Annotated in this window: 13 protein-coding genes; 9 read left to right on the forward strand and 4 right to left on the reverse strand. The window is 34.9% G+C overall.

The annotated features are described in order from the left end of the window. The first annotated feature begins 76 nt into the window (after positions 1-76). The 9 genes from BW951_RS02370 to BW951_RS02410 all read left to right on the forward strand — a co-directional run bounded on the left by BW951_RS02370 (position 77) and on the right by BW951_RS02410 (position 10,103). Positions 77-2,470: a 3-hydroxyacyl-CoA dehydrogenase/enoyl-CoA hydratase family protein gene (locus BW951_RS02370; RefSeq protein ID WP_076390312.1), complete on the forward strand. Its 2,394-nt coding sequence runs from the start codon at positions 77-79 to the stop codon at positions 2,468-2,470. Between the two features lie 84 nt (positions 2,471-2,554). Beyond that, a complete protein-coding gene (gene tnpA / locus BW951_RS02375) occupies positions 2,555-3,019 on the forward strand; it encodes an IS200/IS605 family transposase (protein ID WP_076390313.1) in 465 nt (154 codons plus the stop codon). 102 nt (positions 3,020-3,121) lie between these two features. Continuing rightward, a complete protein-coding gene (locus tag BW951_RS02380) occupies positions 3,122-4,300 on the forward strand; it encodes a thiolase family protein (protein ID WP_076390314.1) in 1,179 nt (392 codons plus the stop codon). Between the two features lie 11 nt (positions 4,301-4,311). Further along, positions 4,312-4,857 carry a hypothetical protein gene (locus BW951_RS02385; protein WP_076390315.1) on the forward strand — a complete coding sequence of 182 codons (546 nt, stop codon included), beginning with the start codon at positions 4,312-4,314 and terminating at the stop codon, positions 4,855-4,857. Positions 4,858-4,891: 34 nt separating this feature from the next. Next, a complete protein-coding gene (locus tag BW951_RS02390; RefSeq protein WP_076390316.1) occupies positions 4,892-6,670 on the forward strand; it encodes an acyl-CoA dehydrogenase family protein in 1,779 nt (592 codons plus the stop codon). A gap of 162 nt (positions 6,671-6,832) precedes the next feature. After that, positions 6,833-7,150, forward strand: a complete 318-nt coding sequence (locus BW951_RS02395) for a hypothetical protein (RefSeq protein WP_076390317.1) — start codon at positions 6,833-6,835, stop codon at positions 7,148-7,150. Positions 7,151-7,171: 21 nt separating this feature from the next. Next, positions 7,172-7,504, forward strand: coding sequence for a YegP family protein (locus BW951_RS02400; protein WP_076390318.1), 333 nt, complete (start codon positions 7,172-7,174; stop codon positions 7,502-7,504). An 80-nt stretch (positions 7,505-7,584) separates the two neighbouring features. Continuing rightward, a complete protein-coding gene (locus tag BW951_RS02405; protein ID WP_084196341.1) occupies positions 7,585-8,031 on the forward strand; it encodes a phosphohydrolase in 447 nt (148 codons plus the stop codon). Between the two features lie 20 nt (positions 8,032-8,051). Then, the gene (locus tag BW951_RS02410) at positions 8,052-10,103 is read left to right on the forward strand and encodes a M48 family metallopeptidase (RefSeq protein WP_076390319.1); all 2,052 of its coding nucleotides are present in this window, start codon (positions 8,052-8,054) and stop codon (positions 10,101-10,103) included. On the opposite strand, the gene BW951_RS02415 is transcribed toward BW951_RS02410, so the two are convergent. From BW951_RS02415 to BW951_RS02430, 4 genes are all read right to left on the reverse strand, one after another. After that, a complete protein-coding gene (locus BW951_RS02415) occupies positions 10,100-10,816 on the reverse strand; it encodes a DUF2490 domain-containing protein (protein ID WP_076390320.1) in 717 nt (238 codons plus the stop codon). The genes BW951_RS02410 and BW951_RS02415 overlap by 4 nt on opposite strands. A gap of 74 nt (positions 10,817-10,890) precedes the next feature. After that, a complete protein-coding gene (locus BW951_RS02420) occupies positions 10,891-12,702 on the reverse strand; it encodes a TonB-dependent receptor plug domain-containing protein (RefSeq protein ID WP_076390321.1) in 1,812 nt (603 codons plus the stop codon). 333 nt (positions 12,703-13,035) lie between these two features. After that, on the reverse strand, positions 13,036-13,257 hold the full coding sequence (locus BW951_RS02425; protein ID WP_139326074.1) for a hypothetical protein: 222 nt from the start codon (positions 13,255-13,257) through the stop codon (positions 13,036-13,038). 202 nt (positions 13,258-13,459) lie between these two features. Beyond that, positions 13,460-14,395 carry an IS1595 family transposase gene (locus BW951_RS02430; RefSeq protein ID WP_076390323.1) on the reverse strand — a complete coding sequence of 312 codons (936 nt, stop codon included), beginning with the start codon at positions 14,393-14,395 and terminating at the stop codon, positions 13,460-13,462. Between the last annotated feature and the right edge of the window lie 149 nt (positions 14,396-14,544).

Raw genomic sequence — 14,544 nt, forward strand, 5'->3', positions numbered from 1 at the left:
GACGAAGAAAGAATCTATTCATATCATTTAGAATGACCAAACAAAAGAATTAATACAATTACAAATAATAAATCAAATGAAAAGAAGAATCAAACACGTTACAGTTCTTGGTTCAGGAATTATGGGAAGCGGTATTGCAGCACACTTTGCCAATATTGGTGTAGAAGTTTCGTTGCTGGATATTGTTCCTTTTGAGCTTTCTGAAGCAGAACAGAAAAAAGGTTTGACCAAAGATGACAAAGCGGTACGAAACAGAATCGCTTCCGAAAACTTTGAAAAACTCAAGAAAGCAAGTCCTGCACTGCTCTATTCTCCGAAATTCGCAGACAGAATAAAGGTTGGAAACTTTGATGATGATTTACCAAAAATAAAAAATACAGACTGGATTATTGAAGTTGTGGTTGAAAGACTGGACATCAAAAAATCGGTTTATGAGAAAATTGAGCAGTTCAGAAAACCGGGAACGCTGATTTCTTCCAATACCTCCGGAATTCCTATTCACTTATTAACAGAAGGAAGAAGCGACGATTTCAAACATTATTTTGCAGGAACACACTTCTTTAATCCTGTAAGATATCTTCCTCTTTTAGAGATCATTCCGACAAACGATACGGCTCCTGAAGTTATAGACTTCTACATGAATTACGGAGCAAAATTCTTAGGAAAAACAACCGTTTTAGCAAAAGATACTCCAGCATTTATCGCCAACAGAATCGGCGTTTTCTCTATGATGGATCTGCTTCACAATGTTCAGAAATTAGGGTTGACTGTTTCTGAAGTTGATAAATTAACAGGTCCGGTAATTGGGCGTCCAAAATCTGCCACATTCAGAACAGCGGATGTTGTAGGTCTTGATACATTGGTAATGGTAGCAAATGGTGTTCGCCAAAGCGGTGCTGAAGCCAATGACTTCAACAATGTTTTTGCCCTTCCGGATTACATCCAGAAAATGGTTGATAACAAATGGTTAGGATCCAAAACAGATGGAGGTTTCTATAAAAAAGTGAAAAATGCAGAAGGAAAATCTGAAATTCACGGATTAAATCTAAATACTTTAGAATACGAACTTCAGGGCAAATCTTCTTTTGCGACTTTAGAATTAACTAAAAATATCGACAAGCCGATTGACAGATTTAAAGTGTTAATTGGAGGAAAAGATAAAGCGGGAGAATTGTACAGAAAATCTTTGGGTGCATTATTCGCTTACGTTTCTCACAAAGTTCCTGAGATTTCCGATGAGGTTTACAAAATCGACGATGCGATGAGAGCCGGTTTCGGCTGGGAAAACGGTCCGTTTGAAATCTGGGATGCTGTAGGCGTTCAGAAAGGTATCGAACTGGCAAAAGAAGCAGGTTATGAAGTTTCAGACTGGGTGCTACATGTTGAGACTTTCTATAAAGTGAATGAAGAAGGACAAAGTATTTATGTGGACAAAAACTCAGGATCATACAATACCATTCCGGGACAGGATTCTTTCATTATTTTAGATAATATCAGAAAAAATAAAACGCTGTGGAGCAACTCCGGTTCTGCTATACAGGATTTAGGAGACGGCATTATCAACTTTGAAATCCGTTCCAAAATGAATTCTTTGGGAGGTGAAGTTCTGGATGGCTTAAACAGAGCAATTGATTTAGCTGAAAAAGAATACGACGGACTGGTTGTCGGAAATCAGGGTACGAATTTCTCTGTCGGAGCAAATTTAGCAATGATTTTAATGATGGCTATCGAACAGGATTGGGATGATCTGAATATGGCAATTGCTTACTTCCAGAAATCAATGATGAGAGTTCGTTACTCCTCTATTCCTGTAGTGGTTGCTCCTCACGGAATGACACTTGGTGGAGGTTGCGAAATGACGATGCACGCCGACAGAGTGGTTGCCGCAGCAGAAACGTATATCGGATTGGTAGAAACCGGAGTGGGAGTAATTCCTGGCGGTGGAGGAACCAAGGAACTAACGTTAAGAACATCAAGAGAATTCCACAGCGACGACGTGAAAAACAACAGACTTCGTGAAGCTTTTATGAATATTGCGATGGGTAAAGTGGCAACTTCCGCTTATGAAGCCTACGACATGGGAATTTTAGAACATGGAAAAGATATTGTTTCCGTAGATAAAAGAACCCAGATCAAAACTGCTAAAATGCTGGCAAAAAGCTTAGCAGAACATGGATATACTCAGCCTATCGAACAGAAAGTAAAAGTTTTAGGTAAAGATGCCTTAGGAATGTTCTACGTTGGAACAGACCAGATGTTAACCGGAAATTATATTTCTGAGCACGATAAGAAAATTGCAGATAAATTAGCCAACGTAATGGTGGGTGGAAATCTTTCTGAACCAACGGTTGTAACGGAGCAATATTTATTGAATCTTGAAAGAGAAACGTTTTTACAGCTTTGCGGGGAAAGAAAAACACTGGAGAGAATTCAGTATATGTTACAGAATGGTAAACCGTTGAGAAATTAATAGGGAGCTCCGTAGGAGCGAACTGATAATAACAGAATAATTTTAGAAAGATATTGAGCCTCGTAGAGGCGGCCTGTTAGTTTTATGGCAAACACATATACACAAATTTATATTCAAATTGTTTTTGCGGTTAAAGGAAGACAAAATCTGATTCCAAAAGAAAACAGAGAAGAATTACATAAATTTATTACAGGTATTGTTTCCAACAGAAATCAAAAATTATTCGCAGTTTTTGCAATGCCGGATCATATACACATTCTTGTAAGTATAAGTCCTACGATTACAATTTCAGATTTGGTAAGAGATATTAAAGCAGGTTCATCAAAATTGATTAACGAGAAAGGATGGATGAATGGAAAATTTAACTGGCAGGAAGGATACGGAGCTTTTTCCTATTCTAAAAGCAGTATAGATTCAGTTGTGAAATATATTTTAAACCAAGAAGAACATCATAAAAAGAAAACATTCAAAGAAGAATATCTGGATTTTATGGAAAAATTTGAAATTAAATATGATCCTGAATATTTATTTGAATGGATTGAAATTTAACAGGTCGCTCCTACGGAGCTCCGCAAAGCAAAAACAACAACTATTAACAGTTTACCTCTATGAGGCAAAAAATTCTCAAAAAAATTTAATTAAATAAAACATATGAAAACAGCATATATAGTAAAGGGTTTCAGAACTGCCGTTGGAAAAGCTCCAAAAGGAAGTTTAAGATTCACAAGACCCGATGTAATGGCGGCAACTGTAATTGAAAAATTAATGGCTGAACTTCCGCAATTAGACAAAAACAGAATCGATGACCTTATCGTAGGAAATGCGATGCCGGAAGCTGAACAGGGCTTGAATGTGGCACGTCTTATCTCTTTGATGGGCTTAAATACAGACAAAGTTCCCGGAGTTACAGTAAACAGATATTGCGCTTCCGGAAGTGAGGCAATTGCGATTGCTTCTGCAAAAATTCAGGCAGGAATGGCAGACTGCATTATTGCAGGAGGTACGGAATCGATGTCTTACATTCCGATGGGTGGTTACAAACCGGTTCCTGAAACTCAGATTGCCAAAACAAACCCTGATTATTATTGGGGAATGGGTTATACGGCGGAAGAAGTTGCCAAACAATATAAAATTACAAGAGAAGAACAGGATCAGTTTGCGTTTGAATCTCACATGAAAGCTTTAAAAGCAAATCAGGAAGGAAAATTTAAAAATCAGATTGTTCCAATTCCTGTTGAATATAATTTTTTGGATGAAAACCAGAAAATGCAGACTAAAAAGTTTGATTTCTCTGTTGATGAAGGTCCGAGAGCGGATACATCTTTAGAAGGTCTGGCTAAATTGAGACCTGTTTTTGCCAACGGAGGAAGTGTAACTGCCGGAAACTCATCCCAGATGAGTGATGGAGCTGCTTTCGTAATGGTCATGAGCGAAGAAATGGTAAAAGAATTGGGACTTGAACCTGAAGCAAGGTTGGTTGCTTATGCCGCAGCAGGATTGGAACCAAGAATTATGGGAATGGGACCAATTTATGCAATCCCGAAAGCTTTAAAACAGGCAGGTTTGGAATTAAAAGACATTGAATTAATTGAATTGAATGAGGCATTTGCATCTCAATCAGTAGCGATCAAAAAGGAATTAGGCTTAAATCCTGATATTTTAAATGTAAACGGTGGTGCAATTGCTTTAGGTCACCCTCTTGGATGTACCGGAACAAAATTAACGGTTCAGCTTCTTGACGAAATGAGAAAACGCGGAAATAAATATGGTTTGGTTTCAATGTGCGTTGGAACAGGACAGGGAGCAGCGAGTATATTCGAACTTCTTTAGAATGAAACTGAATGTCAACAGGAAAAAAAGTTTCAACTACTATTATAATTTTAATAGTAACATTAATATACTTTTTTGGGTACAACTACGAGTATAATAATAGTGTTGGGATACCAATAATACTTTTTCTACTGCTCATGTTTAGCTATATTGGACTTACATTGTCAACTTATGAAAGAATCGTTGGAGAAAATCCTGGAAATTTCTTTTTCCAACCGTGGAAAAAAATTAAATATGTCTTTTTAAGCGCTATATCGATAGTTACTTTGTTGGTTTTGCTATTTGCTACACTAATAATCTCTTTTGAACTATCAAAACAAAGAAAAAAAAGATTTCTGGATTCTTCTGAGACAAATAGAGTTGTAGGAATAATTTCAAGACTTGACAGTATTCCATTAAGATATGGAAAAAGACCTGTTGCATATTTAAACTACAAAATTGAAAATAAAGACTTCGAATTTGAGTTGAGAAATGAAAATGGAATGTATAAAAGAAACCAAAAAATTAAGGTAAAATATTCTTTATTACATCCAGATATGTTCGAAATAAAAAAATAATTTAATACTAAAAAAGAAAAAAATCAAATATTAAATGGGAAATATAGTAAAAGGAGGAGAATTCTTAATTAAAGAAATTCCTGCAAAAGAAATTTTCAGTCTTGAAGAACTGAATGAAGAACAAAAAATGCTTCGCGATTCTGCGAAAGAATTTATAGACAGAGAAGTAGTTCCGCAAAAAGAACGTTTCGAGAAAAAAGATTATGCATTTACCGAAGAAGTAATGCGTAAACTTGGAGAAATGGGATTATTGGGAATTGCTGTTCCTGAAAATTATGGAGGTCTGGGAATGGGATTCGTAACAACCATGCTTGCCTGCGATTACATTTCCGGAGTTACAGGTTCATTGGCAACAGCTTATGGAGCGCATACAGGAATCGGTACCCTTCCAATCGTTCTTTACGGAACAGAAGCTCAGAAACAAAAATATCTTCCAGACTTAGCTGCGGGAACAAAATTCGGAGCTTATTGCCTTACTGAGCCGGATGCCGGTTCTGATGCAAACTCAGGGAAAACAAGAGCAAAATTGTCTGAAGACGGAAAACATTACATTATTAACGGACAGAAAATGTGGATTTCCAACGCAGGATTTGCAGATACTTTTACTTTGTTTGCCAAAATTGACGATGATAAAAACATTACAGGTTTCGTCATTAACCGTTCAGAATTAGAAAATCCTGAAAGCCTTACTTTTGGTGAAGAAGAACATAAATTAGGTATTCGTGCCTCTTCTACGCGTCAGGTTTTCTTTAATGATATGAAAATTCCTGTTGAAAACCTTTTAGGAGAAAGAAACAACGGATTTAAAATCGCTTTAAATGCATTGAATGTTGGTCGAATCAAATTAGCGGCAGCTTGTCTTGATGCACAAAGAAGAATTTTAAACCACTCTATCCAGTATTCCAATGAAAGAAAACAGTTCGGCGTTTCTATTTCAACTTTCGGGGCGATCAGAAAGAAAATTGCTGAAATGGCAACCGGAGTTTTCGTGAGTGAAGCAGGATCTTACAGAGCAGCAAAAAATATTCAGGATAAAATTGATGAACTGGTTGCTGGAGGAATGGATCATCAGGCAGCAGAACTGAAAGGAGTTGAGGAATTCGCGGTTGAATGTTCAATTCTTAAAGTTTTCGTTTCAGATCTTGCGCAGCATACTGCCGATGAAGGAATTCAGGTATACGGAGGAATGGGATTCTCTGAAGATACTCCGATGGAAGCAGCATGGAGAGATTCAAGAATTTCAAGAATTTACGAAGGAACCAACGAAATCAACAGATTATTATCGGTTGGAATGCTCATCAAGAAAGCGATGAAAGGAGAATTGGATCTATTATCTCCGGCAATGGCGATCAGCAAAGAACTGATGGGAATTCCTTCATTCGAAGTTCCGGATTATTCAGCGTTTATGAGCGAAGAAAAAGCCATTATTGCGAATCTTAAAAAAGTATTCTTAATGGTTTCCGGAGCAGCGCTTCAGAAATACATGATGGATATTGAGAAACAGCAGCATTTATTGTTAAACGCTTCCGAAATTCTTAATCAGATCTATATGGCAGAATCTGCAGTTTTAAGAGCAGAAAAACACTTCTCTCCTGATTCTGTGGAAGCTGCAATGGCTCAGCTAAACCTTTACAAAGCAGTTGAAAAAATCATCGTGGCAGCAAAAGAAGGAATTGTTTCTTTTGCAGAAGGTGACGAGCAGAGAATGATGCTTTCAGGATTAAGAAGATTCACGAAGTATAATAACCATCCTAATGTGGTTGCATTAACAGAAAAAGTGGCAGCTCATTTTATTGAAAAAGGAAACTATTAAAAATAGTTTGATGCAATAGAAAATCCCGAAAATAATTTCGGGATTTTTTTATTAAAATATTTTGGAAGTAATAAAAAATAATATTCAATTGTCTTTTCAATATTATTTTTAACCATTTTAAAATTCAATTATTTTTTATACTTTTAACGAAAATACAAAAAAATGAAAATAACATTATTAGCAATTCTATTGTTTTCAGCATCACTTACAGCTCAGCAAAAGATCAGAAAACAATTAATTCCAAGAACAGATTCTGCCGGAATTTATAAAATTGATTCTAAAGAGATCCAGCCCCTGCAAAAAACAGATAAAAAAAATCTGTATAAAATGCCTTCTGCAAAACCCAAAGAAGGTACAGTATATTCCAGCCTAAAAGATCAAAGACAGGATAAAAATGAGTACAGAATGCTGAATTCCATCTCTCCGGAAATTCCGGAAAAAGAAGAGATCGCAAAACAGGCTCCGTCATCATCAAAATAAACAAATCTTAAAATTATACACATGGGAAAATTTATTATTTCTACAAGAAAAAACGGTGAATTTCAATTTAATTTAAAAGCCGCAAACGGACAGGTTATCCTTTCCAGCGAAGGCTACAGTTCTAAAGCCGGTTGCCAGAATGGTATTGAGTCGGTAAGAAAAAACTCTCAGGACGACTCTAAATTTGAAAGACTTACCGCAAAAGACGATCGTTTTTATTTTAATCTGAAAGCTACCAACGGACAGGTTATCGGAAGCAGCCAGATGTATGAATCTGACAACGGCATGGAAAAAGGCATTGAATCTGTAAAAAACAATGCGCCAAACGCCTCCGTGGAAGAAGAACTCGATTAAAAAGATATCCTAAAATAATTTTTGTAAAATGTCTCATAGTTTTGAGGCATTTTTTATTTTTGTAATCTACTTTACAAAAAATGACAAAAGAAGAAATGCTCCACCGGGCAATAAAAATAGCCGATAAGGCACATAAAGGACAAACCGACAAATATCACGCTCCATACATTGCACACGTTATGCGGGTAATGGAATACGGAAAAACAATGGACGAAAAAATTGTAGGCGTTTTACACGATGTTGTTGAAGATCATCCTCAGGAATTCAGCCTTGATTATTTAAGAGATCAGGGATTTCCGGAGTATATTATTTTTGCGATAAGCTGCCTCACAAAATTTGATCCTGATGAAGATTATGATGATTTCGTAAGAAGAACCGAACGTTCTCCTCTTGCGGTTGCCGTAAAATTAAACGATCTGCGCGACAATATGGATCTGCGGAGAGTAAACAGGGAACTTACTCCAAAAGACATCAAGAGATTTAACAAATACCTGAAAGCCTATCATTATCTGATTGAAAAATATTAGAAAAATATAAAAAACACACAATGACTAATAACCTTCCTCCTATTTCATCAACTTACCGTTCTAAGTTGATTTCTGCTGTTATTTCGGTATCTTTATTCTTTGTTATATACCTTATCCTGATTCTTATCTCTCTGCTGATGATTTTTCTACTGGGCTATGGAGCGATAAGGCTTGTCGCATTATATGCAAATTATTTTACAGTCATTATTGCTTTGGGACTTATAAGTATAGGATTTATTGTTTTTTATTTCCTCATTAAATTTATTTTCAAAAAAAATACGTACACCACAAGACATTTAATAGAAATCGACAGAAAGAGTCAGCCTGAACTTTTTGGCATCATTGATGAAATTATCCGTGAGACAAAAGTAAGCACACCCGGAAAAGTTTTTTTGTCGCCGGAAGTTAACGCAAGTGTAAGTTACAGTTCTCCGTTCTGGAGTATGTTTTTACCCGTTAAAAAAAATCTTACCATCGGTATCGGACTGGTAAATTCTTTAACGGTTGGTGAGCTTAAAACCGTTCTTGCGCATGAATTCGGACATTTCTCGCAGCGAAGCATGAAAATTGGAGGATACGTGAATCAGGCTGAAAAAATTATTTTTGATACGGTTTATAACAATAAAGATTTTGAAAATTCTATTAAGCACGGTTCAGGACATTGGGCATTTCAGATCACAGGAGTTATTTCGGTAGGATTTATAAACGTCTTTCAGTATATTTTAAAGATGTTTTCAGATTTTCTGTTTAAAAACAATGCTTCTTTACGAAGAGAAATGGAATTTCATGCCGATGCAGTGGCGACTTACGTTACCAATCCCAAAGAACAGGCTTCTTCATTATTAAGACTGGAACTAAGCAATACTGCGTTCAACAATGCATTTATGTTTTATGCAGACAGTAACAACCAATATTTGCCTGAAAATTTATTTGAAAACCAGACTTTGCTGATGAAGGTTTTCAGCGAAAGAAATAATCACCTTTTTGAACATGGTCTTCCGAAAGTTGATCTTGAAGATATAACCCGATATAATAAAACAAACGTAAAAATTGAAGATCAGTGGTCATATCATCCTGAAACGGATAAACGAATTGAAATGATCCGGAAAAACGAAACAAAAAATACTGAGGAAAACAATAATCTGGCAAAAAATATCATTCGCGGATATTCGGAAGTATGTAAAATTTTAACGAGTAAATATCTGACTTTATACAATATCAAAAGTACGGGTAAGATAATTGATGATAATGATCTATTTCTTCAGCTTTACAATGAAAAATACCCTTACAGACTGATAAGTTCGGGATTCAACGGATATTACGAAAGTCATAATCCTGTTCTGGAAAATATTGATGAGCTTATAAATGATACTGAAGGTACAGAAAAGCAGGATTTTTTCAGTGATAAAAAAGTTACTTTGGTTTATGAAAAAGCAGGAGCAGAAAGCGATCTCTATACATTGGATTATCTGGTTGCCAATCCGAAAGCTATTAAAACCTTTACCTACAAAGGAAGATTATACAAATCAAAAGAAGCCGGATTTTTAATTCCGAAAATTAAAGAAGAACTTGAAATCCTTAAAAAGCAGCTACTCGAAAATGACATTCTTGTTTTCAGATACTTTTACAGTCTCGCCGATGATCAGGAAAAAGGAATTTTAGCCGATAAATACAGAAAATTTGCTTTACTGGATACAGAATTTGATGTCTTTCAAAATTCTATCAATAATTTCACCCCTCATCTGGAATTTATGATGGTAACTTTGCCATTGGAAGAAATTCGTAAGCACAGAGCTGTTTTACTAAAGAACGAAAAACCGTTTAAAGATATCCTGAAACATTTTACGGAAGAATCTGCCTACAAAGACTTTTTAACGATTGAAAATAAACAGCTTATGAAAGATTTCATCAGTTCTGAATATATTTATTTCAATCATGACAAATATATTCAGAAGGAAGTGGATGTTTTATTTTCTTTGATTAATGAATATCAGATCACAATCAATAAAATCTATACCGATTTTAAAGAAGAACTTATTGAATATCAGAAAAGACTAGAAAAAGTACATTAATCCGCTCCGGGATATTCAAATGTTTTAACAGGGTGTTTCGTTCCGTCGATATTAATGTTTAAAGCAACATACAGGAAATGAAAATTCTGGTTTGAGGAAGCATTGAATTCTCTCTGCCAAAGATATCCTGCAACAACTCCCACACTATTATCGATCTGATAACCACCGCCAACGTACACTCTGTTTCTTGCAAAAGTCGGTTTCATAGGACTTACAAAGAAAACCTCATCGTATGCATTGGCAAACACAGTTCCTTTCTTTACTTCTTTTGCATTAAGAGGAACACTTACATTCAGACGGTAACGGTAACGCATTCTTTCAGAATTTTTGTCAGACTGAGGTTCGTAAAACCATGATTTTTCTGCACGGATTCTGTTTTCAAACTTTACAATTCCTTTTTTAAAATCGATTACGTCCTGTAACCATACCCGGAACTCTTCTTTGTTGATAGAGCGATCTTTATAAGTCGCATATCTTCCCAAACCGATAAAAGGTTTATGATTTTTGGTAAGATTATACCCCAATCCTCCTTTAATTTCGTAGTAATCGGGGTATGTATATTCTTCAATTCCTCTTGACTGTCCTTCCAGATAAAGGAAAAATTTAGGATGAAATTTGTAAGTGATGGTGAGTGCGTTGAAGCTGGAAATATGTTCCTGTGCTTTAAAAAATGTAACCCCTAAAAGTAAACCCAAACTCACAAATAGTTTCATCTAAAAAAATTTTTGCAAATGTAAATGAATTAACAATTTCGTAATATTAACTTTAATTCATCATTAATTAACATTTACTTAATATTAATAGTATACGATAAACCAATATGGAACCATCTTTGCGGCATTGGAACTCCAAAAGTTTCTGTATATGAAGTATTTGTTAAATTATTGATCAAAACGTACACTGAAAAATCTTTTTTGGTAAAACTTAATTTTTCATCCAGTAGATTATAGCTTCCGTTATTCAGTCTTTCGTTGTAACGGTAAACGACTTCATTGGTAAAGTTTTTCAGGAACTTTGTTTCCAGTTTTGCTATGAAATGATGTTTTAAATTATCCAGTACATATCTCGCTACGAAATTACCCGGCTGATTCAGTTTATTATCCAGATAAGTATAGCCTACTGTATATTTCAGCCATTCGTTCAGCCTGTGATTCACCTCAGCTTCAATTCCTTTTATGGTGGTATCTCCAATGTTCTGCGCATACCAGACCGCATCATTCGGTTTAATTTTTGTCCAGTCGATCGCATCCCCCGAATCACGAAGGAATCCGCTCACTTTCGCCAGAATATTTTTCGTCTGATACTGGTATCCTACTTCTGCATATACCGCACTTTCAGGTTTAAGAGTAGGGTTTCCAACCTCGGTTTTGCTTACATAATACAGATCTGTGAAGGTAGGAACCCTGTGAACTTTTGCAATATTTCCGTAGATTTTATTGTTTTGATTAAAGGTAAATCCTACATCTAAACCGGGATAAAAGAAATTTCCTTCCTTAGAGTAATTTGCCCAGGAAATTCCGGGAGTGATATTTAACTTTTTATCCAGTAAAGAAAAATGATGTTCAAAGAAAACCTGTGAAACAAAACGGTTTCTTTCTCCTAAATTATTGCTTACCAGAAATTCTTTTCGAAGCTCTACCCCTATTCCTGTAGTTCCAAATCCCCATTCGTAAGTAGAATTAACTTCTCCTCCTACATTGTTTCCGATGTGCATATTTCTGTAAATTTCTGGCTTCTGTCTGTTGAAAAGATACATATCCTGCCCCCTTCTCCAGTATACATTTGAACTGAGCTTCATCTTGCCAAATCTTTGCTGATGTGCCAAACTTACAATTGAAGCCTGCGTTTCTTCATACTGTTCCGTAGCTGCTTTCGATGCATAAAAACCGTTTGCCCCGAATTTTTTCTCTGAAAAACCAGCCTGAAGTCTGATGTCACCGTCTTTTATATTCAGTTTACTCTGATAAAATACATTTCTGATCTCGTAATCCGTATTGTACATATATCCCTGTGAACCGGCAGAATTTGCCTGCAAAGAGTTGGAGAATTTTTCATTTCCAAGCTGAGCGTTTACGCCAAAGCCATATGTTTCGTAATCTCCGCCTTCTGCACTTATTTTTACTCTTTTTCCGGGATTCGTTTTGGTGATCACATTAATCACTCCGGCATAGGCATTCTGCCCGAATCTTCTTGCTGCAGGACCTTTTATTACTTCAATTCTCTCCACATCATCAAGATCAACGGGAAGATTCATAGAGTTATGTCCGGTTTGAGAATCGTTCATACGGATTCCGTTTAAAAGCAGAAGAACCTGCTCAAAAGAGCTTCCTCGAAAACCGATATCACTCTGTACTCCATTGGCTCCTCTCCTTCTGATATCCATTCCCGGAACCTGCTGAAGAATTTCGTCGATACTTTTTGCAGGAGAATTGATGATTTCTTCTCTTGTAATGATGGTAATATTCTGGTTTGCCGTTTTGTAAGGGGTTGAAATAAGTTTTCCCTGAACCTCAATTGTTTCAATATCGGTAGATTTTTCCTGTGCGTGCGTAAAGCAGAAAGTTCCTACAAGAAAAACAGGAAGTATTTTTTTAATCATAATCAGTTTTATTCTCAGTTAGTTTCGTGAGCGCAAAAGTACTGGAGATCATGAAGAATGACAAATGATAGTTGTCATAAAAAAAGATGCGACTGAAAAAATCGCATCTTGGGAAGTAATTTTGTTATCTTTTTCTCATTAAATGTGTAATAAGATCTCTGAACAACTTTCTCATTTCTATATTACATATTTATGGGTACAATTTTAACAAATTTTAAAATAAAAAACAATACTTTGAACTTAAAAATACTTAAAAAATTCACTATATGGTTAAATATTTATTACCGTGGTTATTAGCTTAGGCAAGTATATACAATTCTACACTATGTGAATTTATATTTTCTTTTTGAAGACATTTTTAATGTTCTTATCAAACTCCGTACATTCTGAAACGTACTTCGCTTTAATTACTTTAATATTATTTATCAATGTAACTTTATCTGTATCAATTTTTAAGTCAGGATGATTTTTCTTGATATCAACAATATCAAAGTATGTACTTCCTTTATCAGTAATACTTTTAACGTTTTTATATTTTAATAGTTTTGGTGTCATTTTATAAGTCATTAGATTATCATAAATTATATTAAATTAAAACTTTTTAGGATATAATTTGCTAACAACTGCAAAAATGAAAAAAATTAAAATATTAATTTATGATTTAACACCTATATCTTCATTTATTATTAAGAAATTAACCAATCCCGACTTTTCAATTTAAAAAATAAAATAGAAATATGACTTAAAATTAATTATTTTAATCCTTATCCAGAATTAAATCTTTATATCTGGTTCTTACCTCACTGTTTGTTAGAAAATATTTAAACTTATCATTATTTGACGTCTCCCTCAAATTAAATTTATAGATGAATTCATCTACATACTTCTGAAGATGCTTTTTCGATACATGATTATATGTTCCATTCAGCGAGTTTTTCAATATCTTCCAAGATCCCTCTATATTATTTGTATGAATACTGCTATCTTCCTGATTTACGTATTCTTTTTTAGAATGATCGACTATTTTATGATCATAAGTTTCATACAATCCGTCATAAGCCCACCATTCATCGCTAATAACTCTTGTGTTTTTAATGGGAATATATTTATAAATCAGAGGCTGTATGCTCACTTTTTTTGTATCATCCACTACAAAAGCATTCATTTTACCACCTCTTTGCAGCATTCCCATCACCGGAACTTTATCCTTATAGTTTCTCCCCTGAGAGTTTTTTACTTTTTTATTCTTGTGCCTGTTCTTATTTTTTCCACCGATAAAAGTTTCATCACATTCTACGGTTCCTTCTAACTCATTATGATTTTCAATTCCAAAACAAGCGCGTATTCTTTGCAACATAAACCAAGCTGTTTTTTGGGTGACGTCTATATCTTTTGCCAGCTGAAGAGAGCTTATTCCTTTTTTATGAGAAGTTATCAGCCATATTGCCAGAAACCATTTTTGCAGACTAATCTTAGAATTTTCAAACATAGATCCTGTTTTGGCATTGAAATATTTCCCTGTATTTTTGCATTTGTATCGGTTTTTACTGCATTTATATACCTGAGATTCAGAATCGAAAGGGCTTTCTATTACCCCTCCCCATCTCATCTGTTCTAGATAATCGATACATTTTTCCTCCGTTGAAAAAGTCTGCAGCAATTCCAATACAGACTTTATATTAGTGTTTATCATGGTATAGTAAATATTAAGTTTACATTATGAAAGATGCAATCTATTTAGTAATGGTTCACTCATAAGAGAAAAATTAACATTTTTTTTATATTTTTCCCTTTATAGTGTAAAAACGTAAGTAATTACCAAAAATTATATCACTCTATAAT

This window comes from Chryseobacterium gambrini (assembly GCF_900156825.1).
GTDB classification, from domain to species: domain Bacteria; phylum Bacteroidota; class Bacteroidia; order Flavobacteriales; family Weeksellaceae; genus Chryseobacterium; species Chryseobacterium gambrini.